The sequence below is a fragment of the Sphingobium sp. genome (assembly GCF_048594625.1).
Classification (GTDB): Bacteria; Pseudomonadota; Alphaproteobacteria; order Sphingomonadales; family Sphingomonadaceae; genus Sphingobium.
This window is the reverse complement of the sequence record NZ_JBMDWL010000106.1, coordinates 113,846-135,904: the sequence shown is the minus strand read 5'-3', so window position 1 is coordinate 135,904 and position 22,059 is coordinate 113,846. Positions and strand designations below refer to the sequence as shown.

Here is a 22,059-nt window from a genome sequence, read left to right as displayed (position 1 = left end):
CCCATTCATGGCAAAGGAACCGGCATTGGCGACCATCGCCGTCTACAGCCTGAAAGGCGGCGTGGGGAAAACCACCTTCGCCATCAATCTGGCCTGGGCTTCGGCCTGTATTTCCAAAAGGCGTACCTTGCTGTGGGATCTGGACCCTCAGGCGGCATCCAGTTGGCTGTTGTCCACCGACACGGAAAGCCGCGATGCCGCGCAGGCGATCTTCAGCAAGGATGTGGATGTCCGCAAGCTGATCCAGCCTTCCACCGTGCCGGGACTTGACCTGATCGCGGCGGATACGTCGCTGCGCAGTCTGGATCATCTGTTCCGCGAAATGGACAAGAAGAAACGGCTGGCCAAGCTGATCGACAGTTTGGGCCGGGATTATGACCGGATCATATTGGACTGCCCGCCCGGCCTGACCGAAACCAGCGAGCAGGTGCTGCGCGCCGCCGACATGATCGTCATCCCGGTCATTCCATCGCCGCTGTCGCAACGCGCCATGGGGGAAGTCGCCCGCTATCTGGTCCAGCGCGGCGGCAGCCATGCGCCGATCCTGCCGGTCTATTCCATGGTCGACCGTCGCCGCAGCCTGCACCGCGCGGCGCTGGACAGCCAGCCGGACTGGCATGCCATTCCGATGGCCAGCACGATCGAACAGATGACGGTGCGGCGCAAACCTCTGGGTGCCTTTGCGCCCCAGTCGCAACCCGCGCAGGCCTTTTCCGCTCTGTGGACGCAGGTGGAGCGGCAGTTGCTGGCGAAATAAGCGCGATCAGCCGAAGGCGAGCTTCGGCGGCGCGGGGAACAGGCGGGCGGCATCCTGCGGCGACATCGGCCGCCCGAAATAATAGCCCTGCACCTTCTTGCAGCCCAGTCGCCGGACCATGTCCAGCTCCGCTTCCGTTTCCACGCCTTCCGCCGTCGTACTCATGCCCAGACTGTTGGCCAGCGTTACCACCGCGCGAATGATCGCCAGACTTTCCGCCGTATTGCGCGACGCCCCAACGACGAAACTGCGATCGATCTTGATGGTGTTGAACCGAGTGCGGCTGAGATAGCCGAGAGAGGAATAGCCGGTGCCGAAGTCATCCAGCGACAACTGGATGCCCAGCGCCAGCAGTTGATCCAGCACGCGCACGGCGCCGGTGTCGTCGCTCATGAACACGCTTTCGGTGACTTCCAGTTCCAGCCGCCGCGCTTCCAGCCCACTTTCCGACAGAGCCGCCGACACCGCCGTCACGAAACTGGGCTGGCTCAGCTGCTCCGCTGAAACATTGACGGCGACGCGGACATCACCGGGCCAGTTCGCCGCCTCCATACAGGCGGTGCGCAATACCCATTCGCCGATCGGACCGATCAGCCGGGCTTCTTCGGCGACCGGAATGAATTTGACCGGCGATATGGGGCCAAGCCGGGGATGCGTCCAGCGCAGCAGCGCTTCGAACCCCAGCACCGTGCCCTGATCGGCATCGACCACCGGCTGATACAGGACATGCAATTCATTTTTGTCCAGCGCATCGCGCAGCGCCAGTTCCAACTGACGCCGTTCTTCCGCCTGCGCATGGAGTTGGGGTTCATAGGCGCAATGCAGCCCGCCCCCTTCATCCTTCGCGCGATAGAGGGCAAGGTCGGCGCTGCGAATCAGCGCTTCGGAATCGCGGCCGTCCATCGGCGATATGGCCGAACCGACGGACGCCCCGACATGCAGCACATGCTGATCGACCTGATAGGATGCCGACAGCGCCCTGATGATCGCCGTCGCCAGACGCGGCACCGATGCGCCATCGACGACGACGGATAGAACGACCGCAAATTCGTCACCGCCGATCCGCCCGCAAAAGGCGCCCGCATCGCATATCTGGCGCAGACGACGGGCCACCTGGCTCAGCAGCTTGTCGCCAATCTGATGACCCAACGTGTCGTTCACCGATTTGAACCGGTCGAGGTCGATCATCAGGAATGCGCAACCGTTGGTCCGCCCTTCCGCATCGGCCAGCGCCTGTTCCAGCACTTCGCGCAGATGGCTGCGATTGGGCAGGCCGGTCAACGGGTCGAACCGGGCCAGCTGGGCGATCTTGTCAGCAGATTCGCGCTGGGCCGTCACGTCGGACCCGACACCGCGAAAGCCCTGAAATATGCCATTTTCATCATAACGGGGCGACGCGGACAATTCCCACCAGCGCCATTGCCCGTTGATTTCGACCGGCAGGGACAGGCTGCTGAAACTTTCGCGCCGTTTCAGATGGTCGGCCAGACTGTGCAGGCCCGCCGCGAAACGGCCGCTGTCCCACCCGCTGCCCGCCAATATCTGAACCAGCGGCACGCCTTCCAGCTGGGCGGGCGCCATGTGCATCGTTTCGGCGAAGCGGGCCGACACGCCATTGATCCGGCGCAGCGCGTCGGTCTGCCACAGCCAGTCCGATGCCCCTTCCTCATATTCGCGCAGCAGAAGGCTCACCACCTCGCTTTTTTCGGCGAGCTGCACGGTGCTGCTATGCTGCCGTCCAAAGGTGCGGGCATAGATAAGGCACCCTGCCAGCAGCGAAAGGGCATAGCTGGTCGCCAGCGCGCGCAGCGGCAACTGGCCGCCATCGCTGAACATGGCCGACACGCCCACGATGCAGGGCGCCAGATAGGCCAGCGCCGACAGCGGCGTCGGCGCGTAACTGATGGCCCCGCATACCATGATGCAGCTGATGAGGGTCCATAGCGCGACCAGTTCGTCCGTCGCTCCGGACCGGGCGATAAAGGACATGCAGGCCGCCCAGACCAGCCCCTGCAACAGCGCGCCTATGGCATGGCGCCGAAGGTCAGATGGCGTGAGGCCGACATCATGCGTCCGACAGCGCTGCCGTCCCAATGCGAAGGCCAGCGCCGTTGCCCCGATCAGCGCCGCACTCCATCCGATAAGGCGGAAGGCCGAACAGCAATCGGCGAACACCTGCCACACGAACAGCAGGCCGCACATGTTCATGCCGTGGCGCAGGATGGCGACGCCATCGGCCGACCGCAATTGCGCCTCCAGCACGCGGAGGCCGGTTGCATCCAGACGGGACGTCAGGCCCATCATCGCGCGAAGCGATATGCGTTCCTGGCAATCCGGCTCTTCGCTCTGATCGTTCTTGCTACCCACAGGACCGCGCTAGCAGTCAGATGTTATCAATCGGTAACCTTGATGGCCGTTCGGAAAATTAGCCTTCAGGCCGCGATGTCGTAGGGGCGGATTTCACCGGTCAGGTACAGGTTGCGCGCTTTGGACCGGCTGAGCTTGCCCGACGATGTGCGCGGCAGGGTGCGCGGCGGCACCAGTTCCACGACGCAGTTCATGCCGGTGATGGCGCGGACCCGTTCGCGGATCTGATCGCGCAGGCGCGAACGTTCTTCATTGTCCGACGTGCGGCAATGCACCAGCACGGCGGGCGCTTCTTCGCCGCCCGGCGTGGTGATGGCGAAGGCGGCGATGTCGCCCTGCTTGAAACCGGGCAGCTGTTCCACCGCCCATTCGATGTCCTGCGGCCAGTGGTTCTTGCCGTTGATGATGATCATGTCCTTGGCACGGCCGACAATGTAGAGATAGCCATCGGACAGATAGCCCATGTCGCCCGTGTCCAGCCAACCGTCCGCCATGCAGGCGTCGGTCGCTTCCTGATCGCGGAAATAGCCGACCATCAGGCTGGGTCCGGTGGTCCATACCTTGCCGATCTGACGTTCGTTCATCAGGCCGCCGTCTTCATCGCGGATTTCCACGACCATGTCCTTGGCCGGCTTGCCGCAATTGACGATCGAACGGAACCGCTGCGGACGGCCTTCGGGCGCGTCGCCGCCCGACAGGTCGGTTTCCTCGACCAGTTCGACGATGATCCCTTCGCCCGGCGGCATGATGGTGACGGCCAGCGTCGCTTCGGCAAGGCCATAGCTGGGCAGGAACGCCTTGGGGCTGAACCCTGCGTCGGCGAAGGCGTCGACGAAGCTCTGCATCACGTCGGGGCGGATCATGTCCGCGCCATTGCCCGCAAGACGCCAGCGCGACAGGTCGAACCGGTCGGCCGCCTTGGTCTGGCTGGACATGCGACGCGCGCAGATGTCGTAGCCGAAGGTCGGCGAATAGCTGATCGAAGTGCCGTCGTTGCGGCTGATGAGGTCGAGCCAGGCGAGCGGACGACGGGCGAAATCTTCCGTCTTCATATAGTCGGTCGACACCTGATTGGCGACGACGGACAGGAAGCAGCCGACCAGGCCCATGTCATGATACCAGGGCAGCCAGCTGATGCAGCGGTCGCTGTCCTGCACCTGCATCCCGTGGCTGTGCGCCGACAGGTTGGACAGCAGCGCATGGTGCGTCACCGCGACGCCATGGGGAAAGCGGGTCGAACCGCTGCTATATTGCAGATAGGCGATTTCCTCGCCCTTCGCCTGCGGCAGATCGACCGGGGTCGCCTCGCGAGCGATGAAATCTTCGAACGCGATGCTTTCGACATTCTTCTGACGGCCGGCTTCGCCCGCCATCTCTTCCAGTTCCTTGGGGAACAGGAACAGCATCGGGTCGCAGCTGGACAGCTGAACGTTCAACTGGTCGATATAGCTGTCCTTGCCGCCGAAGCTGGTGGGCAGCGGCAGCGGCACCGGCCAGGCGCCGGCATAGACGATGCCAAAGAAGAGCATGGCGAAATCCGCGCCGGTTTCGGCGACCAGCGCCACACGGTCCTGCGGCTTGACGCCATGGGCGATCAGGCGATGGGCGCAGGCGATGGCGTCGCCCTGCAGTTCGCTGAACGGATAGGGCCGCGCCAGATTGCCGCGGGCATCGTGAAAATTCAGGCCACGCTTGCCCTGCGCCGCATAGTCCAGCGCCTCACCCAGCGTTTCGAAATCCGAAAAGCGGCGGGGAAGATCATCTGTGGTCGGCGTCGGTGCCATCATGCTTTGCGAACCCGTCATATTGGTTTCACCCAATGTCTTAAACTTACGAAAGCGGGGCCGCTAGCAGCTTTGGCCGCATGATGCACCGCTTATTCGTTTTCCAGCCTCGCTTATTAGACGACAAGGCGCGGTGAAATTCCGGCCCGACTGTGGCATAAAGATGGCGCATCGGTCATTAAGCCTATCATGACCGGCAAACGCCCCGCTCCGCCGCTGGATGAAGATGCATTGCGCGACATGGCGCTGCGGCAGGTTGCGCGCTTTGCGACCAGCCGGGGGAAGCTGATCGACTATCTGCGGCGCAAGATCAGGGAGCGTGGCTGGGGCGGTGAACGCCCTGCCGATCCCGAAGCGCTGGCGGATCGCTTCGTGGCGCTTGGCTATATCGACGATGCGGGCTTTGCCGTGATGAAGAGCGGGGCGCTGGCCAGGCGCGGCTATGGCGCAAGGCGGGTGGACGAAGCGCTGCGGGCGGCGGGGATCAGGGATGGCGACCGGGAACAGGCGGATGCGCAGACCGCGTCCGAAGCATGGATGGCGGCGGAACGCTTTGCCCGGCGCAAGCGGATCGGCCCCTATGCCAGCGCACCGTGCGACCCGAAGCAACGGGAAAAAGCCATCGCCGCCTTCCTGCGGGCGGGCCATGATTATGCCATGGCGCGACGCTGGGTCGATGCCGCACCGGGCGAGGACATGGTGGAGGAATGACGGCGCAGAGCCGGACAGCCTGCGCTTAACTTCGCACATTTCCCGCTAGATGCGACATTTCGGAACAATGGCGGGACATTTTGTTGCGAGAGGCTGGGCAGAGGGCAGTCACCATCCGTGATAACAGATCGCCGTCGGGTAGGACAATGCAGGCAGCCGCTGTTGGGCGAAGCGCCGTCACCGACGCGACAGCCCTGCCCGCCCCGCCGCATCAGGCCGACGCGCGCCGCCCCAGCCACAGTTGCACCGTCAGCTGATCGCCCGGCAGCGTTTCCACACCCTCTAGCGCCAGTCCAGCCTGCGCGAACCAGCCCGTCATCTGTTCATCGGAAAAACCAAGCCGCGCATGCTGATCGCGCAGGCGCAGCTCTTCGCGTTCATGCGCGGCGAAATCGGCAATCAGCACCCGGCCATTGGCGGCGGTCACCCGTGCTGCTTCCCCAATCACCCGTTCGGGCGCCTGCGCATAATGCAGCACCTGATGCAGCAACACGGTGTCGACGCTGCCCGCATCGATCGGCAGGTCGAGGAAATCGCCCAGCAACAGCGCATATTTGTCGCCCGCATCCTGCGGCAGCTTCGCGCGGGCCAGACGCAGCATGTCCGGACTGCGATCCAGCGCCGTCACCTGCTCCGCCGCGCCGCCGAACAGTTCGATCATCCGGCCGGTGCCGGTGCCGATGTCGAGCAGATGGCCGATCGGTTCGCGGCCCAGCAGCGCGGTCATCGCCGCCTCCACTTCCGCCTCCGCCACATGGAGCGACCGGATCGCGTCCCATTCCTCCGCATGTTCGGCGAAATAGGTTTCGGCCGCGCGCGCCCGGTCGGCCCGCACCGCCGCCAGACGGGCGAGGTCCGCCGTCTGCCACAGCGCTTCGCCTTCCGACGGGTCCAGCCGATCGAACAGCGTTAGAAACGGCGTCACCGACCGGTCCTTGCCCAGCCGCAGGAACACCCAGTTCCCCTCCTTGCGCCGTTCGACGAGGCCCGCTTCGGCCAGAATGCGGACGTGGCGCGACACGCGTGGCTGGCTTTGCCCCACAACCTGTGCGATTTCACCCACGGCCAGTTCCATGGCGCGCAGCAAATGGATGATGCGCAGCCGTGTCGGGTCGCCAAGTGCCCGGAAAATATCGAGTGCCGCGTGCATTTTCACATCATATAAAGAAATCTTTATATACGTCAATGCCGCCGCTGTTCATGGCCATTTTTCGGGAATTGCGGGGCTTTTCAGGGTGATTGCGCGACGAAATGGCGGTTTTGAGACCTTTCGATTGTATGAATGGGATTGCCTTGGAACGTTCAACACATTACGAATCGGGGGGCAGGCGCAATGGGGGGTGAGCTTTTCTCCGAGAGTGGTCTGCATTTTGTTTTTCTCAGAGAGGGGTTTTAACCCATGACCAAGTCGATTGCTCTTTCGCTCGTTCTCGCCGCTTCGCTGGGCCTGGCTGCTTGCTCGGGTGGCCATGAAAACGCCGCCAACAACGCCGCCAACGCTGCCGAGAACGCTTCGAACGCTGCCGACAATGCCATGAACGCTGCGCTGAACGCTGCTGACAATGCTGCGAACGCTGCGTCGAACGCGACCAACAACGCCGCCAACGCGATGTAATCTGGTCCCGTTCGGGTCTTGATAAACGGAAAAGGGGTCGCACCGGTCACGGCGCGGCCCCTTTTCTTTTGAAAGTCGCTTTATGGTTCGCCTGTTGATGGCCATCTTATGCATGACGCCCCTGTCCGCATGCGGATCGGGATCGCAGGATGGCGTGGGCGGCGTCAGCGCGGGCGAAGCGCAGGCATTGAACGATGCCGCAGCGAAACTGGATGCGCAGGCCGAAGCGGCCGCGCAGGATGGCGGTGCCGGGCTGAACCCCGCCGCCGTCGCAGCTGCCCGCGCCGATCGAAAGCGGACGCCCCCGGCACAATCACCGACGCCCTGAACCCGCACGAAAAAAGGGCCGCCCCTTTCGAGGCAGCCCTTCCTTCATGTGGTGATACGCGATTTTAGAGCGCGCTGCGTTAGATAGGACGCAGATCGCGCGCTCCAAATTTTTGCTGTCGCATCCTTTTAAGCGGAAAACCGGTTCCCACTTTTCCGCATGATGCTTTAGCAGTTGCGGTCGATGGCGCGGCCAGCCAGCGCACCCACGCCCGCGCCGATGATGGCGCCGGTGGTGCCATCGCCGCGACGACCGTAGCGGCCCGAACCCTTGCCGACTTCGTTGCCGAGCAGGCCACCTGCGATCGCGCCGATGATGGTGCCGCCCGTGCCATTATCCCGGCAACGATAACCGCCGCGATAGCCGCCACGGTAACCACCGCGATAATAGTCGCCGCGATAGCCACGGTCGTAACCGCGATAGCCGCGATCCCCGCGCCAGCCACGATTGCCGCGATAATAATCGCCACGATCGTAGCCGCGATAATAGCCATCACGCGCCGCAGCCGGGGTTGCCGTCACGGCGAAGGAAGCGGCGCCCATGGCCAGCGCGGCTCCCAGATTAACGAGAAACTTCATCTTCATGGCGTTGCTCCTCCAAATGCCATCCTCCTGGGCGGCCGCTGAAAAAGAACGGGATTGCCCATCGATTGATGCCGTTATGCCTGATTCGCCTTGAGCCGATCCTGAATGGGGGTGTCAGCCGCCGTTCAGATGGGAACGGTCCGTCACAGCCCTGCTGCGCCCTGCCGGATTTTACCCTATGGCAAGCACGATGCAGCGAATCCTGACCGTTCTGGCCCTTGCCATATTGCTGTTGCCCGCACCGCATATGAGCAAGCCGGAAAAGGTTCTGGCGGGCACCTTGCTGGTCACCGCCCATGCCCTGCCGCTGAGCAGCGTCGATCCCGGCCTGCGCCGTGTCGGATCGCTCACATATCTGGGCGGCTGGGAATTGCGCAGCGACAATGCGGGATTTGGCGGCATATCGGCGCTGCTGGCGTCGCCATCGGGCGACATGCTGGGGCTGAGCGATTCCGGCATATTGATGGGATTCCATGTCGGTCCCGGCGACGGCAGGGGCCACCCCTTCATCGCGCCGCTGCCCATCCGCCCACAAGACCGTTACCGGCCATGGTGGGCATGGGATTCCGAAAGCATGACACATGATCCCGCCACCGGCCGCTATTGGGTGGGGTTCGAACTGCAACAGGCGATCTGCCGCTATGGCCCCGGCTTTTCACGGGTGGAGGCATGCCGGACATGGCCGGAAATCTATGCCTGGCCCAAGACCGGATCGATCGAATCCCTGACCCGCCTGCCCGACGGCCGGTTCATCGCCATCGGGGAAATGGGCATGACGGCGGACGGGCGGCACGACAGCCTGCTGTTCGCGGGCGACCCGGCGGAAAAATCGACGCCCGCGCCCATGCACCTGCGCTATGTGCCGCCGCGCGGTTATCGCCCGACCGACATGGCGGTGCTGGACGAACGGCATCTGGTCGTCCTCAACCGCCGTTTGACGGTGGAGCAGCTGTTCACCGGCGTGATCGCCATCGTCGACCTGCCGGACAGGCTGACGCCGGGCGCGGAGCTGAAGGCGCGCACGCTGGCGCGGCTGGCGCCGCCGCTGCTGGCCGACAATTATGAAGGGATTTCGGTGACCCGCGAAGGCGGCCGGCCGGTCATCTGGATCGTGTCCGACGACAATCACGAATTTTTCCAGCGCACGCTGCTGCTGAAATTCACGATGGATTGAGTGTTCTGAATTCGGTTCGGGGCGGGTTGCAGGCTGTGCATTTCGAGAACCGGCGCGCGGCATACATAACATATGTGAGCACCGGAAGCGCAGAAAGGCGCAGAAAGGCGCAGACTGAAGCCCGCCATGAAGCGAATTCAAACGCAAAAAAGCGGCCCGTTGCGGGGCCGCTCCTCATGCCGAAACGAATCGGTCAGAAATCAGGCTGCGACGGCAGCCTTCTTCTTGACGATGTCGCGCTTCAGGCGGCGCGCCTTCAGCGACAGCTTGTCGTCGCTGGTCTTGACCAGCCAGTTGTCCAGGCCACCATTATGTTCGACCGAACGCAGACCATGGGTCGACACGCGCAGCTTCACGGTGGTTTCCAGCGCTTCGGAGATCAGCGAAACGTTCTGCAGGTTCGGCAGGAACACGCGCTTGGTCTTGTTGTTGGCGTGGGAAACATTGTGACCCACCTGGCGACCCTTACCGGTCAGCTCGCAAATGCGCGACATAGTCAATCAACCTTTGAAAATTCGGGTTCGTTCGGAAAGCCGCGCCGATAACGGGATTCGCGTCCAGCGTCAACCGCCTTGCGCCATGCGCCCGCCGCCTTTGTGGCAGTTGCGCAACCATTTTGCCGCCCCCCGCGTTCAAACCCCGACTTTCCAGAGGAGGATCTTATGCGTTTCATCGGCGGATTGTTGCTGATCGCGCTTATCGTAGTGGGCGTGGGGCTGGCAACCGGTTTCATCGACCTGCAGAAGACGAGCGAGGGTCGCCTGCCCGAAATCGCGGTCAAGGAAGGCGCGCTGCCCAAATATGAGGCCAATGTCGCCAAGGTGGAGGTCGGCACGCGCAAGGAAACGGTCGACGTCCCCACGGTCGACGTGAAGAAGCCCTGATCCCTTCGCGACCTTCCTTTCGCGCCAATCCTTTCGTCCCCGCCTTTCATGGGCGGCGATGATATTGTAACGGGCGGGGCGTGACCGTCCCGCCCTTTCCCCCTCCATTCCCGCTACCCGCGCCCATGCGGCGTGCGCTGGACCTTGCCCGCGCGGCGGAGGCGGCGGGCGAAGTGCCGATCGGCGCGGTGGTCACGAAGAATGGCGCGATCGTCGGCGAAGGCGAGAATCGCAACCGCCGCGACAATGATCCCACCGCCCATGCCGAAATCGTCGCCATGCGGGCGGCGGCCGCGCATCTGAACGATTTCCGCCTGACCGGGTGCGACCTTTGGGTGACGCTGGAGCCATGCCCCATGTGCGCGGGGGCGATTGCCCACGCCCGGATTGCGCGGCTTTATTATGCGGCGCGCGATGAAAAGGGCGGCGCGATCGAACAGGGGCCGCGCCTTTTTACCCAGCCGCAATGCCTGCACCGGCCAGAAATCTATGGCGGCATGGCCGAGGCCGAAGCCTCAGCGCTGCTTCGCGACTTTTTTGCGGCCCGGCGCTGAATAATCGATGCGATACAGCTGATAGGGCAGCGTCATGCCGGTTTTGAGCGGTACCGGGATCAGCCAGTCGGGAATCGTGCCCCGCATCAGCCCGGCGTAAAAGCCGCCGGGACTGCGCGATTGATAGATGGTGCCTTCGGGGAACCATGGGCACACCAGCAGATAGGTCGCATGATGCTTCGCCGCGATGGCGCGGAAGCCGTCGGCCGGGCTGTCGAACGCGTGGTGGATGTCGAGGATCGTCGCGCCGTTGCGGTGATAGGGTCCGGCCAGCGCGCTGTGATGCGTCGTGGCGATCAGGCGCGGGCCAAGATCGACCATGGTGAAGATGGTGGCAGGCGGCAGCTGGTCCAGCACTTCCAGCGCGGGCAGCGTGCGGCATCGCCCATTCGCCTTCTTGATCGATTCGGTGCGTGCGATGGCGGACGGGCGCCATGGCCGGGGCTTCGTCCCGGTCGCATCCTGATACAGCTTCACCGCCTGCGGATAGAGCGGATAGGCGCAGGCAATCGCTGCCAGCAGCGCCACCCCCGCCCCGGCCGCGATCCGCACCCGGCGCGTGCCCGTCAGGATGGCCGAGATCAGGCGATGCGCCGCCCATGCGGCAGGCGGGATCGCCAGCAGCTGCGCCGCTGGGCCAGCGCGCAGCTGCCAGAACAGCAGAGCGGTGGAAAACAGCATCATCAGACCCACGGTCGCCCACGCCCATAGCCGTTCGGTGTCGCGCCGCGCATCCCACAGCGCCCAGACAAGGCCGATGAGGCCCGCGACCGGCACCGCCATCAACGGCACGACCAGAGTTTGCGCCTGCGCGGTGATGGGCTTTGCCTCTCGGATGTTGGCGAGCCACAGCCGCTGGAGCTCGGGCGAAATCTGATAGGCGGTCAGGCATTGGGGCCAGTTCAGATAGAAGAACAGGCCGACCGCGCCGCCCACCACCGCGCCCGCCGCCAGCCGCGCGATCCAGCCGCGCAGGGGCAGCAGCGACAGCAGCACCATGCCCGCGCCCGCCGCGCCGAACACCGCGACCCAGATGGGCGACAGGGCGTCGCAGACCATCTCGCGATTGGCATAGCTGGCGAACAGCAGGTAGAAAAGCGACGTCGCGCCCGCCAGGCTGATGCCATAGGGCATCATCCGCCGCTCCGCCCCCGGCCGGAATACCCAGCGCAGCGCGATGAGCGCACCGCCCGCCGCCAGATAGACGATCATTTCCATGCCGATGGCGATGGACAGCGCGCTGCTGACCCCCGCCATCACCCCGCCGCGCAGGCGGTTGCCGTCGATCACCCCGGCCAGCATCGTGACCGCCAGCGCCAGTTGCCAGCCATGATGGTCGATCCGCATCGGCACATACATGCCCAGCCCCATCTGCGTGGCGAGCGGCGCCAGCACCGCCAGAAACCAGCCATTCGGCCCCGCCAGCCGCCGCCCGATAAAGCCCAGGCTGATCATCAGCAGCAACAGCGGCAGGATGGGCGCGATGCCGCAGGCCAGCCGGTCGGCCAGCCCCTGATCGACGAAGGCGCGGAAGAAGAGGATCAGCCCGGCGATCGGAATATCGACGATGCGCGACCAGTGAATATTGGCCCCGCCCGGCGGGTCCAGCCGATATTGACGCAGATCGTACCAGCCCTGCCCCGCCAGCCAGTCCTTCACCTGCACATAGCGGATATTGTCGTCGGTATCGCTGAGCACCAGCCAGTGGATGGCGGGCCAGCGGGTCGCAACCATCACCACCGCGATGATGATCCACAGGAGGAAGGTCAGCCATTTCCAGTGCCGCGCGGCATAGGCGGTCAGGATCGGCACCCAGTGAAGCAGGCGGGAACGAAGGGCGTCGGCGCTAGGCAAGGTCATGTCGCTCGATTAGAGCATTTTCGAAGCCGATGGCATCATCTGCTGGTTCCGAAAATGCGAAAAGCAATAGAAAGATAGAATGTGATCCGATCGCGGGATGCTCTAGAGCATGGCGATGTCGGCTGGAACAGTCGACCTCAGAATGCGGCAAGCAAAAAACGATCAGGGCATATCCGATCCAATCGGGACATGCCCTAGAGGCTGCGCGTCAAAGCGCAACGGGGCAAGCGATGAATTTCCTGACCAGACTATATAGGGATCATGCCCCGCTGTTCTGGCAGATCGTGCGATATGGCCTGACCGGCCTGTTCGTCACCGCCTGTCAGGCGGCGATCTACTGGTGCCTGGCCGCACTGGCCGGGCTGCATCCGCAACTGGCCAATTTCATCGGTTATCTGGCGGCGGTCGGCATCGGCTATGTCAGCCATAACGCCTTCACCTTTCGCGGCCATGGCGCGGCGGGCGGCCATGCGGCGCGCGGCACGAAGTTCGTGATCGTATCGCTGGTCAGCTATGCGATCAACGCGCTGTGGGTGTATCTGTGCGTCACGCATATGGGCTGGCCCGAATGGTCGCCGATACCGGGCATGCTGTTCGTAACGCCGCTGCTCGTCTTCGGCCTCAACCGGCAATGGGTGTTCCGCTGAACGAAAGGCGGGATGACCGCCCCGCCCGTCGCCGTGGCGATTATCCGGCGTCGCGCACCTGCGCCTGCCCGCCCATCGCGAACTGGGCCAGATAATCCTGTTCACCGGTTGGGCGGGCCAGATGATAGCCCTGAAACAGGGTACAGCCGATCACGCGCAGCACATCCATCTGCGCTTCGCTTTCGATCCCCTCGACCACCACTTCCATGCCCAGCCCCTGGATCAGGCCGACGACCGCGGAACAGATGGTGCGCGCTTCGGCCGACGTCGCGATGTCGCGCACCAGCGAACGGTCGATCTTCACCCGGTCCACCGGCAGTTCCTTCAACCGGGACAGATTGGAATAGCCGGTGCCGAAATCATCGATGGCGACGCGCACCCCTTCGCGGCGCAGCGCGCGCAGCTGATCCAGCACGCGCGGTTCCATGTCCATGGCCAGCGATTCGCTGATTTCCAGTTCCAGCATCGACGGCGGCGCGCCATGCGTGGCGATGGCATGGCGCAACCGCAGGAAGAAATCGGCCTGCGACAGTTCGCGCGTGGAAATATTGATGGCGATCCTCTGGTGGACCCCCGCCTGCGCCCAGCGCGCCGCCGTGCGGCACACATGGCCCATCACCCAGTCGCCCAGCGCGACGATCGCCCCGCTTTCCTCCGCCACGGGCACGAATGCGCCCGGCATCACCAGCGATCGGTCCGGATGCGCCCAGCGGACCAATGCTTCGGCCGATACGGCCCGGCCGGTCGACACGTCAATCTGTGGCTGGAATTCCAGCAGAAACTCCTCACGCTCCAGCCCGCGCAGCAGGTCGCGTTCCAGCTCGGCGCGATCCTCCGCCTCCAGCGCCAGCGCGTCGGTATAGATTTCCGCGCGCCCCCTACCCTGACGCTTGGCATGGTACATCGCGATGTCCGCCGCGCGCAGCAACCCGACCAGCGTATTGCCATGGTCGGGATAGCAGGCGATGCCGATCGACCCGCCCAGGTCGATATGCTGGCTGCCAAGGTCGAACCGTTCGCCCAGCGCGAACTGGATGGCGCGGGCGATACGCTGTGCCGCGACCTCCCCCGAAAGGTGCGGGAAGAACATCGTAAATTCATCGCCCGCCAGACGGCCGATGACGGCATCGCCGCCCCCGCTGCTGACCTGCGCCATCACCACTTCGCGCAGGCGGCCCGCCACGCGCGCCAGCAACTGGTCGCCCGCCGCATGGCCCAGCGTGTCGTTGACCGCCTTGAACCCGTCCAGATCGATGAAGAATAATGTGGCCGCGCCGCCATGGTCCCGGTCGGCCAGCAGCCGTTCGACCTGCCGGCAGAAACTGGTGCGGTTGGCAAGGCCAGTGATCTGATCGAACAGGGCCAGCGTCTGGACATGGTCCAGATTGGTGCGCACCTGGCTGAACAGGCTTTCCATCGCGACCGACAGGTCTGGCAGTTCCTGTCCGATTTCCGGCGGCACCGCCGATTGCAGGTCGCCATGCGCGGCTGACAGCAGGCGGTCGGTGGCGACGTCGATCGCGCTGGCGGTCGTGGCGATGGTGCGGCGCGCCGACGCCCAGCTCATCGTGCCGCACAGAATGGCGATGATCAGCGCGCGGCCGACCTGCATCAGGTCGTCCTGCTGTCCCGGCGTGTAGCCCAGCACCAGCGACAGGATGAAGACGAGCGCGCCCGCGGCGCAGGCAAAGGCAGCAGCGCGGCTTTTCAACGTCACGCCCTGCATGTGCCTCCCTGCCCCAAAATCGGTTTCAACGGGAAACCTCCGGGCATGTGATATGAAGGGCACTGGTTAAGAAATGATCAGCAAGTCTTACAAAAATGGGTCATTTCTTGCGGCGCAATATCAAATAGAGCGCGCCGTCGCCGCCATGGCGCGGATGGGCGATGCGGACGCTGGCGATGCGGTCGGCCCATGGGCTGGTTTCCAGCCAGTGGCCAATCTCTCCACGGATCGCGCCGCGTCGTGACGTATCCGAAACAAGCTTGGTGCGCGGCGGCTTCCCGGTCACCACCAGCAGCACGCGGACGTCCCGCGACAGGGCCGAAGCAAGTGCCTGATTCAACTGAACATGTGCCGCTGCAAGGGTGTGGCCATGCAGGTCGATGCTCATGTCGGGGACGATCGCGCCGCTACGGATTCGCTTCTCCCACCCGGTATCGAGCACTGGTGCGGGCTTGCGTGGGGGCGGTGCAACAACGGGGCGCTGCGGCGCGTTCGTTAACCTTATTACCTTGGGCAGGGGCACCGTGGGCAGGTCGATCGGCTCCGCTGGCGGCACCAGCGTCCGGCGCTGGCTAGGGCGCATGGGCCGCACGGTGCGGGTCAGCGCGGACCAGAGCGCCTCTTCCTCATCGGTCAGTCGGCGCCGGACCATGGCGCGGATCAGGGGCGGACCAGCCGTGCGGACGATCCGATCGGCAATAATATCAACGCGCTGCCACGGGCCGACATGCCACCCGCTATACCCCGCGCCCGCGCGCCCGCGCCCCAGAAACTGTCGAAGCGGTTCGCGCCCTTGATCGCGCCGCCGGTATCCTGCGCGATCCAGATGCCCGCCGGCTCGGCCCGGTCGAGCGACAGCAGCACCGGCGCGCCCAGCGGGATGAATTTGGGATCGGCGGCCACCGTCGCTTCCGCCGTCACCGGCACGCCCAGCGCGCCCAGCGGCCCCGCCCCGGTCAGTTCGCGGAAGAAGACGAAGCTCTTATTCTCGTTCATGATCGCAGCGCCCTCGGCCGGATGGGCGCGCAGATATTGCATGATGTCCTGCATCGACCCGGCCTGGATCAGGCCGCGATCCTTCATCAGCTTGCCGATGCCGGTATAGTCGCGGCCATTCTGCCCATCATAACCGATGCGCATCACCCCGCCATCGGGCAGGTTCAGCCGTCCGCTGCCCTGCACCTGAAGGAAGAAGAATTCCACCGGGTCGGCGGCATAGGCCAGTTCAAGGCCGCGCCCGGCGAGCGTACCCGACACGATCTGGCTGCGGTCGTCATAGGGCACAAATTTGGTGCCGTTCACCTTCCCCCGGATCGTGCGGCCTTTCAGACTGTCGCTGAACTGGCCAAGATCGACGTCGATCAGATCGGTAGGGCGGCGATAGATGGGCACCTCATAGCCCGGCTGACGGGTGCGCGACCCGCTTATTTCCGGCTCATAATAGCCGGTGACGAAGGCGCTGCCGTCACCCACCTGCACCGCTTCGAAATAGCGGGAGAAAAACTCGCTGGCCGATGCGTCCGGCCAGCTGGATGCGGCCGCGCAGCTGTTGTTCCAGTCCGACCCGCGGGTCAGGCCGCTGCCGTCGGCCCGGCGCATCAGCGTGGGGCAGGAAATACGGAATGCCGCCAGCGCAAGGCGCGACCGTTCGCCCGACGGGATCAGGCTGGCGATGTCGGGACCGCGCGTGACGCCAAGCCCGGCGGCCGTGCCTTTATCCAGCGCGGGGTCGGCAGGAACATCGACCGGCAGGGTGGGACGCGGCGTGGCGGGGACCGGACGGGTCGCGGCCTCACCCGACGGCCGGGGCTGGCCCGGTGCGGGGCCACCGGCCGACGGCGGAATGACGCCACCTGCGCAGGCAGACAGCATCAGCGCCGCAAGCAGCGCAGCCCCCGACTGACGCGCGATCATGCGGCTTCGTCGGTTTCGCTGAGCTTCCAGTTGGGGTCCGCGCTGCGGATGTCGCGGGTGAAGGTCCAGATGTCCTTCGTGCCGACCGCGTCGGTCAACGACCCGGCGATGACATTGCCATCCTTGTCGCGGGTGACGGCGGCGATGTCGGCCTCGAAACGCAGGGCGATTTCGGCGATGCGACCGTTGACCGATGCTTCGACGATCTGCGCCTTTTCAATGCGGACCAGACGGTTGTCGAGCACATGGCCATCGGTTTCGCGGGCGGCGATCGCTTCTTCGAACGACGCGCGCACATCGGCGTCGCACAGCCAGTCCAGTTCGTCGCGGTCGCCCCGCCAGAAGGCTTCCAGCACCATTTTATAGGCGCTCTTGGCCCCTTCCACGAATTGCGGCACATCGAAATTGCGATCGGCGGCAATCAGCGCGCGGACGCCATTTTCCGCGCCGGGACCGATCAGCCCTTCGGCCAGACGCACCGAATCGCCGGCGTTCTGCGCCACCGGGCCGGGTTGCAGCACCGTCACCTTGGCGCGTTCGTCGGCGGGACGCAGCGCAGGCTCCTGTTCATGCCCCGTGCGCTTGCCCAGGACAGAATAGAGCCGCAGCGCCAGAAAACCGGCGATCATGGCGAGGATGACGATCACATACACGGAAGGCTATACCCTTTGTCGTGGGACATTGTTCCCGCCAACATAGGCATGTTTGCACGCAACTTCAAATAGGGGCTTGCCCCAATTCCCCGCCCCGACATCCCCGCCTATTCCCCCACCCGTTCCGTCGCCCGTCGCCATTGCCCTGTCGGCACGCCCCTGCTAGACGCGCGGGTCATCATATCGGGGGCTTTGATGCCGCCGGCCAACATGGAAAGTCTAGGGAAGAGCATGGCCGACGAAACGGATCACATCACCACCAATCTGGGCAATGGCGCCGACAGCGCGCCCCAGATCGCGCTGATCAGCCAATATGTGAAGGATCTGTCGTTCGAAAATCCGAACGCGCCCGCCGTCTATCAGTGGCAGGACCAGCCGCAGATCGACGTCCAGTTCAACATCGGCGCCGAACGCGTCGGTGAAGACGTGCTGGAAATCGCGCTGAAGATCGAAGTGAAGGCCATCGCGCCGCAGGGCACCGCCTTTGCCGTGGAACTGCTGTACGCCGCGCTGTTCGGCATGCGCAACGTGCCCGAAGAACAGGTTCAGCCCTTCATGCTGGCCGAAGCGCCGCGCCTTATCTTCCCCTTCGCCCGCCGCGTGCTGGCCGATGCGATCCGCGACGGCGGCTTCCCGCCGCTGCTGCTGGACCCGATCGACTTCGGTTCGCTCTATCTTCAGCAGGCGCAGCAGATGGAAGTGACTTCGGGCGAACCGGCCGGTCACGCCTGAACCACAGATGTCCTTGATTTCCGTTCGCCCTGAGCTGGTCGAAGGGCAGTCCTTTTCTTCGAAAGAGAAGGGCAGGGCTTCGACAAGCTCAGCCCGAACGGATCGAGGAATGATCGCATGAAACTGGTCAAGGCCCTTGGCTCCGTCGGGGGCCTTACCCTCGCCAGCCGGGTGCTGGCGCTGGTGCGTGATTCGCTCGCGGCGCGCTATGTCGGGGCGGGATTCGCGTCGGACGCCTTCAATGGCGTCGCGTTCCGCCTGCCCAACATGTTCCGCGCGCTTTTTGCAGAAGGCGCCTTTTCCGCCGCCTTCATCCCGCTGTTCAATCAAAAGGCGGCGGGCGACGGCGGATTACCGGCAGGTTATGATTTTGCCGAACGCGCGCTCGCCGTGCTGCTGCCGGTCCTGATCGCGTTCACCGCCATCCTGATCGCGGCGGCATGGCCGGTTACATGGGCGCTGTCCGGCGGCTTCGCGCGGCAAAACCCGACCGATGCGCAGTTCGCCTTCGCCGTCACCCTGTCGCGCATCACCATTCCCTATCTGGCGCTGATTTCGCTCGCCTCGCTGCTGGGCGGCATCCTCAATTCGCTCGACAAATTCTGGGTCAACGCCGCCGCGCCGATATTGCTGAACGTCAGCATGATCGCGGGCCTGTGGCTGTTCCACGGCGCGGACGAATATGAAACCGCGCGGGTGCAGGCGATGTCGGTCACCATCGGCGGCGCGTTGCAGCTGCTCTGGCTGATCTGGGCATGCAGGCGCGCGGGCGTGTCGATGAAGATAAAGCGCCCGCGCATGGACGGCGACGTGCGCGAATTGCTGCGCAAGATCCTGCCCGCCGCCGCCGGAGCCGGCGCGTCGCAGATCAACCTGCTGATTTCCACCGCCCTGTCGGGCTGGCTGCTGGCGTCGGGTTCGATCACCTATATCTATTATGCCGACCGGCTGAACCAGCTGCCGCTCGGCCTCATCGGCATCGGCCTTGGCACCATCCTCCTCCCCACCATTTCGCGCATGTTGTCGAAGGGGCAGGAGGCAGAAGCGATGGAGACGCAGAACCGTGGCATCGAACTCGCCCTGTTCCTGACGCTGCCTGCGACCGTCGCTTTCCTGACCGTCGCCGAACCGATCGTGCGCGGGCTGTTCCAATATGGCCGCTTCACGCCCGACGACGCGATGCGGTGCGGGTGGGCGCTGTCGGCCTTTTCCATCGGCCTGCCCAGCTACGTCCTCGTCAAGGTGCTGACGCCGGGCTATTATGCGCGCGGCGATACGAAGACGCCGGTGCGCTATGCGATGCTGTCGATCGTCATCAACATCGTCGGCAATCTGGCGATGATTCCCACGCTGGGGCATATAGGCCCGCCGCTGGCGACGGCGCTTTCCTCCACCGTCAACGTCGCGATGCTCTATGCCACGCTGGTAAAGCGCGGCCATTTCGCCGCCGATGCCGGATTGCGCCGCCGCCTGCCCCGCCTTGCTCTCGCCGCGATCATCATGGGCGCAGCGCTATGGGCGGGCGAGGATCTGCTCGATCCGTGGCTGACCGGCGCCATGGTGCAGCGTTATGTGGCGCTGGCGGTGCTGGTGGGCGCGGGCGTGGCGCTTTACGGGCTGGCGTCCGTCGTCACGGGGGCCTATCGGCTGTCCGACATCAAGGCGCTGATGCGCCGCAAAAGTGCAACCTGAAGAAGAACGGATCTAATAATGCGCGTCCTTTCCGGCATCCAGCCCACCGGCAATCTGCACCTTGGCAATTACCTGGGCGCGATTCGCAACTGGGTGCGGATGCAGGATGAGATGGACAGCCAGAGCCAGTGCTTCTTCTTTCTGGCCGACATGCATTCGATCACCGTGCATGAAGGGCGCGAACAGCGCGTCCGCAACGTTCGCGACATGGCCGCCGCGCTGGTCGCCGCCGGGATCGATCCGGACCGCAGCGTGCTGTTCAATCAGGCGCGCGTTCCCGCCCATGCGGAACTGTGCTGGTTGCTGAACGGCACGGCGCGGATCGGCTGGCTGAACCGCATGACCCAGTTCAAGGACAAGGCGGGCAAGGACCGTGAGGGCGCTTCGGTCGGCCTGTTCGTCTATCCGGTGCTGCAGGCCGCCGACATCCTGATCTACAACGCCACCCACGTGCCGGTGGGCGAGGACCAGAAACAGCATCTGGAACTGGCGCGCGACATCGCGACGAAGTTCAACACCGATTTCGGCGTGGAGCTGTTCACCCTGCCCGACCCGATCATTCCCAAGGAATCGGCGCGCATCATGTCCTTCCGCGACGGCACGGCGAAAATGTCGAAGTCCGACCCCAGCGACATGAGCCGCATCAACCTGACCGACGATGACGACGCCATCATGAACAAGGTGAAGAAGGCCAAGACCGATCCCGAACCGCTGCCCGAAACGGCCGAAGGTCTGGCCGGTCGCCCTGAAGCCGGCAACCTCGTCGGGATCTTTGCGACGCTGACCGGCCGGACGACGGATTCGGTCTGCGCCGATTTCGCGGGCAAGGGTTTCGGCGCGTTCAAGCCTGCGCTGGGCGAAGTGCTGGTCGAAACGCTGCGCCCGATTCGCGAACGCTTCATGGAATTGCGCACGGACGACGCGGCGCTGGACGCGATCCTCGACAAAGGCGCGGCCAAGGCTTCGGCAGCGGCAGAACCGACGTTGCGGGCGGCCTATGATGCCATGGGCTTGATGCGCTGACGCGCCGGGGGGCTTGATGCGCTGACGCGTCGGGAGGCCTGATGCGCTGACGCGCCCGGGGGCGCGATGCGCTGGCAGCATCCTGCGCCCGCATCCGCAGCCGTATGAAGGGAGATGGACGGAAACAGCGCCGCCGCGACGTCATGGAAATGAGAACATGGTTTTGCGCCCGTTCGACGGGTTCGTGCGTTCAAACGATGTTCAGTTGCGTTTTGCTAAGACAGGGCGCAAAGATGGTCGCAGGCGGGTTCGCCTGAAATAGGACGTAAAAACATGGCTCGTTTCAAGAAGTTCGGCCTGATCACGGCGCCCGCGCTGGCGCTGATGGCGCTGTCGGGTTGCGCCAGTTCGTTCAAGGCGGATGTCGCCCGTTTTCAGCAGCTTCCTGCCCCCGCCGGGCAAAGCTATACCATCGTCGCCGACAATCCCAGTCTGGCCGGTGGTCTGGAGTTCGCCCATTATGCCGATCTGGTCGGCCAGCGTCTGGCCCAGACCGGCTATGTCGCGGCCAGCGATCCGGCGCGCGCCGACCTCATCGTACGTGTCGCCTATGATGTCGACAATGGCCGCGAAAAGGTGCGCTCGACCGGCTTTGGCGGCGGCCCTTATGGGGCATGGGGCGGTGGCCCCTGGGGCGGCGGCATGTGGGGCGGTCGTTGGGGTCGTCCCTGGGGCTATGGCTTCTACGATCCCTGGCTGTTCGGCGGCGCGGGTTATAACGACGTGTCCAGCTACACCGTCTATACCAGCGACCTCAGCATGAAGATCGACCGCGCGGCCGACAATCGCCGCCTGTTCGAAGGCAAGGCGAGCGCCCAGTCGCTGTCCAACAAGCTGACCTATCTGGTCCCGAACCTGATCGACGCGATGTTCACCAATTTCCCCGGCCAGAATGGGGAAAGCGTGAAGATCACCCTGCCGCCCGAAAAGAAGGGCTGACAGGCACCTCAATCAATGGGTACAGGCCCGGCAATCGTCCAGATTGTCGGGCCTTTTCATTATATTATATTCTACGCCTGTAGGATATGACCGGCCCGCCGCGCGTCATTCTGCA

The 22,059-nt window shown here is 64.3% G+C and carries 22 protein-coding genes; 12 read left to right on the top strand and 10 right to left on the bottom strand.

Going from position 1 to position 22,059, the window contains the following annotated elements; all coding sequences use genetic code 11:
* The first annotated feature begins 7 nt into the window (after positions 1-7).
* Positions 8-757 carry a ParA family protein gene (locus ACOJSJ_RS14115; RefSeq protein WP_420145611.1) on the top strand — a complete coding sequence of 250 codons (750 nt, stop codon included), beginning with the start codon at positions 8-10 and terminating at the stop codon, positions 755-757.
* A gap of 6 nt (positions 758-763) precedes the next feature.
* On the opposite strand, the gene ACOJSJ_RS14110 is transcribed toward ACOJSJ_RS14115, so the two are convergent.
* Positions 764-3,061, bottom strand: a complete 2,298-nt coding sequence (locus ACOJSJ_RS14110; protein ID WP_420145610.1) for a putative bifunctional diguanylate cyclase/phosphodiesterase — start codon at positions 3,059-3,061, stop codon at positions 764-766.
* A gap of 128 nt (positions 3,062-3,189) precedes the next feature.
* Positions 3,190-4,911: a fatty acyl-AMP ligase gene (locus ACOJSJ_RS14105; protein WP_420145602.1), complete on the bottom strand. Its 1,722-nt coding sequence runs from the start codon at positions 4,909-4,911 to the stop codon at positions 3,190-3,192.
* 186 nt (positions 4,912-5,097) lie between these two features.
* Here ACOJSJ_RS14105 and ACOJSJ_RS14100 point away from each other — a divergent pair, with 186 nt between their 5' ends.
* Positions 5,098-5,619: a regulatory protein RecX gene (locus ACOJSJ_RS14100; protein WP_420145601.1), complete on the top strand. Its 522-nt coding sequence runs from the start codon at positions 5,098-5,100 to the stop codon at positions 5,617-5,619.
* A 211-nt stretch (positions 5,620-5,830) separates the two neighbouring features.
* Here the strand turns inward: ACOJSJ_RS14100 and ACOJSJ_RS14095 are convergent, their stop codons facing one another.
* A complete protein-coding gene (locus ACOJSJ_RS14095) occupies positions 5,831-6,769 on the bottom strand; it encodes an ArsR/SmtB family transcription factor (RefSeq protein ID WP_420145600.1) in 939 nt (312 codons plus the stop codon).
* Positions 6,770-7,018: 249 nt separating this feature from the next.
* On the opposite strand from ACOJSJ_RS14095, the gene ACOJSJ_RS14090 reads away from it, so the two are divergent.
* Together ACOJSJ_RS14090 and ACOJSJ_RS14085 are read left to right on the top strand one after the other, a co-directional pair.
* Positions 7,019-7,234, top strand: coding sequence for a circumsporozoite protein (locus ACOJSJ_RS14090; protein ID WP_093013587.1), 216 nt, complete (start codon positions 7,019-7,021; stop codon positions 7,232-7,234).
* A gap of 112 nt (positions 7,235-7,346) precedes the next feature.
* Positions 7,347-7,562: a hypothetical protein gene (locus tag ACOJSJ_RS14085; RefSeq protein ID WP_420145599.1), complete on the top strand. Its 216-nt coding sequence runs from the start codon at positions 7,347-7,349 to the stop codon at positions 7,560-7,562.
* 167 nt (positions 7,563-7,729) lie between these two features.
* Here ACOJSJ_RS14085 and ACOJSJ_RS14080 read toward each other — a convergent pair whose 3' ends face one another.
* Positions 7,730-8,146, bottom strand: coding sequence for a glycine zipper 2TM domain-containing protein (locus ACOJSJ_RS14080; protein WP_420145598.1), 417 nt, complete (start codon positions 8,144-8,146; stop codon positions 7,730-7,732).
* Between the two features lie 190 nt (positions 8,147-8,336).
* Here ACOJSJ_RS14080 and ACOJSJ_RS14075 point away from each other — a divergent pair, with 190 nt between their 5' ends.
* Positions 8,337-9,320 (top strand): esterase-like activity of phytase family protein, encoded by a 984-nt coding sequence (locus ACOJSJ_RS14075; RefSeq protein WP_420145597.1) that lies wholly within the window; start codon positions 8,337-8,339, stop codon positions 9,318-9,320.
* Between the two features lie 200 nt (positions 9,321-9,520).
* On the opposite strand, the gene rpmB is transcribed toward ACOJSJ_RS14075, so the two are convergent.
* Complete coding sequence (gene rpmB, locus ACOJSJ_RS14070) at positions 9,521-9,814, bottom strand: 50S ribosomal protein L28 (protein WP_184267907.1); 294 nt, start codon at positions 9,812-9,814, stop codon at positions 9,521-9,523.
* A gap of 168 nt (positions 9,815-9,982) precedes the next feature.
* Between rpmB and ACOJSJ_RS14065 the strand changes: the two genes are divergently transcribed.
* Entirely contained in the window at positions 9,983-10,204 is a 222-nt protein-coding gene (locus ACOJSJ_RS14065; protein ID WP_420145596.1) for a hypothetical protein, read from the top strand.
* A 125-nt stretch (positions 10,205-10,329) separates the two neighbouring features.
* Positions 10,330-10,758, top strand: coding sequence for a nucleoside deaminase (locus tag ACOJSJ_RS14060; RefSeq protein ID WP_420145609.1), 429 nt, complete (start codon positions 10,330-10,332; stop codon positions 10,756-10,758).
* Here the strand turns inward: ACOJSJ_RS14060 and ACOJSJ_RS14055 are convergent.
* Entirely contained in the window at positions 10,720-12,618 is a 1,899-nt protein-coding gene (locus ACOJSJ_RS14055) for a hypothetical protein (protein WP_420145595.1), read from the bottom strand. The two genes, ACOJSJ_RS14060 and ACOJSJ_RS14055, sit on opposite strands and share 39 nt — an antisense overlap.
* Before the next feature lie 230 nt (positions 12,619-12,848).
* Here ACOJSJ_RS14055 and ACOJSJ_RS14050 point away from each other — a divergent pair, with 230 nt between their 5' ends.
* The gene (locus tag ACOJSJ_RS14050) at positions 12,849-13,265 is read left to right on the top strand and encodes a GtrA family protein (protein ID WP_420145594.1); all 417 of its coding nucleotides are present in this window, start codon (positions 12,849-12,851) and stop codon (positions 13,263-13,265) included.
* A gap of 40 nt (positions 13,266-13,305) precedes the next feature.
* Here ACOJSJ_RS14050 and ACOJSJ_RS14045 read toward each other — a convergent pair whose 3' ends face one another.
* From ACOJSJ_RS14045 to ACOJSJ_RS14030, 4 genes are all read right to left on the bottom strand, one after another.
* The gene (locus ACOJSJ_RS14045) at positions 13,306-14,991 is read right to left on the bottom strand and encodes a putative bifunctional diguanylate cyclase/phosphodiesterase (protein ID WP_420145593.1); all 1,686 of its coding nucleotides are present in this window, start codon (positions 14,989-14,991) and stop codon (positions 13,306-13,308) included.
* Positions 14,992-15,091: 100 nt separating this feature from the next.
* On the bottom strand, positions 15,092-15,643 hold the full coding sequence (locus ACOJSJ_RS14040; RefSeq protein ID WP_420145592.1) for a Smr/MutS family protein: 552 nt from the start codon (positions 15,641-15,643) through the stop codon (positions 15,092-15,094).
* 8 nt (positions 15,644-15,651) lie between these two features.
* Entirely contained in the window at positions 15,652-16,905 is a 1,254-nt protein-coding gene (locus tag ACOJSJ_RS14035) for a murein transglycosylase A (RefSeq protein WP_420145591.1), read from the bottom strand.
* Entirely contained in the window at positions 16,902-17,558 is a 657-nt protein-coding gene (locus tag ACOJSJ_RS14030) for a Tim44/TimA family putative adaptor protein (protein WP_420145590.1), read from the bottom strand. Before ACOJSJ_RS14030 ends, ACOJSJ_RS14035 begins: the two co-directional genes overlap by 4 nt.
* Before the next feature lie 231 nt (positions 17,559-17,789).
* Between ACOJSJ_RS14030 and secB the strand changes: the two genes are divergently transcribed.
* The 4 genes from secB to ACOJSJ_RS14010 all read left to right on the top strand — a co-directional run bounded on the left by secB (position 17,790) and on the right by ACOJSJ_RS14010 (position 21,944).
* Positions 17,790-18,290: a protein-export chaperone SecB gene (secB, locus tag ACOJSJ_RS14025; RefSeq protein ID WP_420145589.1), complete on the top strand. Its 501-nt coding sequence runs from the start codon at positions 17,790-17,792 to the stop codon at positions 18,288-18,290.
* A 117-nt stretch (positions 18,291-18,407) separates the two neighbouring features.
* Positions 18,408-19,982, top strand: a complete 1,575-nt coding sequence (gene murJ / locus ACOJSJ_RS14020) for a murein biosynthesis integral membrane protein MurJ (RefSeq protein ID WP_420145588.1) — start codon at positions 18,408-18,410, stop codon at positions 19,980-19,982.
* An 18-nt stretch (positions 19,983-20,000) separates the two neighbouring features.
* Positions 20,001-21,005 (top strand): tryptophan--tRNA ligase, encoded by a 1,005-nt coding sequence (trpS, locus tag ACOJSJ_RS14015; RefSeq protein ID WP_420145587.1) that lies wholly within the window; start codon positions 20,001-20,003, stop codon positions 21,003-21,005.
* 273 nt (positions 21,006-21,278) lie between these two features.
* Positions 21,279-21,944 (top strand): DUF4136 domain-containing protein, encoded by a 666-nt coding sequence (locus ACOJSJ_RS14010; RefSeq protein ID WP_420145586.1) that lies wholly within the window; start codon positions 21,279-21,281, stop codon positions 21,942-21,944.
* The last annotated feature ends 115 nt before the right edge of the window (positions 21,945-22,059 follow it).

Coding starts and splice junctions, on each gene's coding strand:
- ACOJSJ_RS14085 (WP_420145599.1), top strand. CDS start 7,347: ATGACGCCCCTGTCCGCATGCGGATCGGGATCGCAGGATGGCGTGGGC.
- ACOJSJ_RS14095 (WP_420145600.1), bottom strand. CDS start 6,769: ATGCACGCGGCACTCGATATTTTCCGGGCACTTGGCGACCCGACACGG.
- ACOJSJ_RS14055 (WP_420145595.1), bottom strand. CDS start 12,618: ATGACCTTGCCTAGCGCCGACGCCCTTCGTTCCCGCCTGCTTCACTGG.
- ACOJSJ_RS14110 (WP_420145610.1), bottom strand. CDS start 3,061: ATGATGGGCCTGACGTCCCGTCTGGATGCAACCGGCCTCCGCGTGCTG.
- ACOJSJ_RS14115 (WP_420145611.1), top strand. CDS start 8: ATGGCAAAGGAACCGGCATTGGCGACCATCGCCGTCTACAGCCTGAAA.
- ACOJSJ_RS14010 (WP_420145586.1), top strand. CDS start 21,279: ATGGCTCGTTTCAAGAAGTTCGGCCTGATCACGGCGCCCGCGCTGGCG.
- murJ (WP_420145588.1), top strand. CDS start 18,408: ATGAAACTGGTCAAGGCCCTTGGCTCCGTCGGGGGCCTTACCCTCGCC.
- ACOJSJ_RS14090 (WP_093013587.1), top strand. CDS start 7,019: ATGACCAAGTCGATTGCTCTTTCGCTCGTTCTCGCCGCTTCGCTGGGC.
- ACOJSJ_RS14035 (WP_420145591.1), bottom strand. CDS start 16,905: ATGATCGCGCGTCAGTCGGGGGCTGCGCTGCTTGCGGCGCTGATGCTG.
- ACOJSJ_RS14075 (WP_420145597.1), top strand. CDS start 8,337: ATGCAGCGAATCCTGACCGTTCTGGCCCTTGCCATATTGCTGTTGCCC.
- ACOJSJ_RS14065 (WP_420145596.1), top strand. CDS start 9,983: ATGCGTTTCATCGGCGGATTGTTGCTGATCGCGCTTATCGTAGTGGGC.
- ACOJSJ_RS14050 (WP_420145594.1), top strand. CDS start 12,849: ATGAATTTCCTGACCAGACTATATAGGGATCATGCCCCGCTGTTCTGG.
- ACOJSJ_RS14060 (WP_420145609.1), top strand. CDS start 10,330: ATGCGGCGTGCGCTGGACCTTGCCCGCGCGGCGGAGGCGGCGGGCGAA.
- ACOJSJ_RS14105 (WP_420145602.1), bottom strand. CDS start 4,911: ATGATGGCACCGACGCCGACCACAGATGATCTTCCCCGCCGCTTTTCG.
- ACOJSJ_RS14045 (WP_420145593.1), bottom strand. CDS start 14,991: ATGCAGGGCGTGACGTTGAAAAGCCGCGCTGCTGCCTTTGCCTGCGCC.
- ACOJSJ_RS14040 (WP_420145592.1), bottom strand. CDS start 15,643: ATGGTCCGGCGCCGACTGACCGATGAGGAAGAGGCGCTCTGGTCCGCG.
- trpS (WP_420145587.1), top strand. CDS start 20,001: ATGCGCGTCCTTTCCGGCATCCAGCCCACCGGCAATCTGCACCTTGGC.
- ACOJSJ_RS14100 (WP_420145601.1), top strand. CDS start 5,098: ATGACCGGCAAACGCCCCGCTCCGCCGCTGGATGAAGATGCATTGCGC.
- secB (WP_420145589.1), top strand. CDS start 17,790: ATGGCCGACGAAACGGATCACATCACCACCAATCTGGGCAATGGCGCC.
- ACOJSJ_RS14080 (WP_420145598.1), bottom strand. CDS start 8,146: ATGAAGATGAAGTTTCTCGTTAATCTGGGAGCCGCGCTGGCCATGGGC.
- rpmB (WP_184267907.1), bottom strand. CDS start 9,814: ATGTCGCGCATTTGCGAGCTGACCGGTAAGGGTCGCCAGGTGGGTCAC.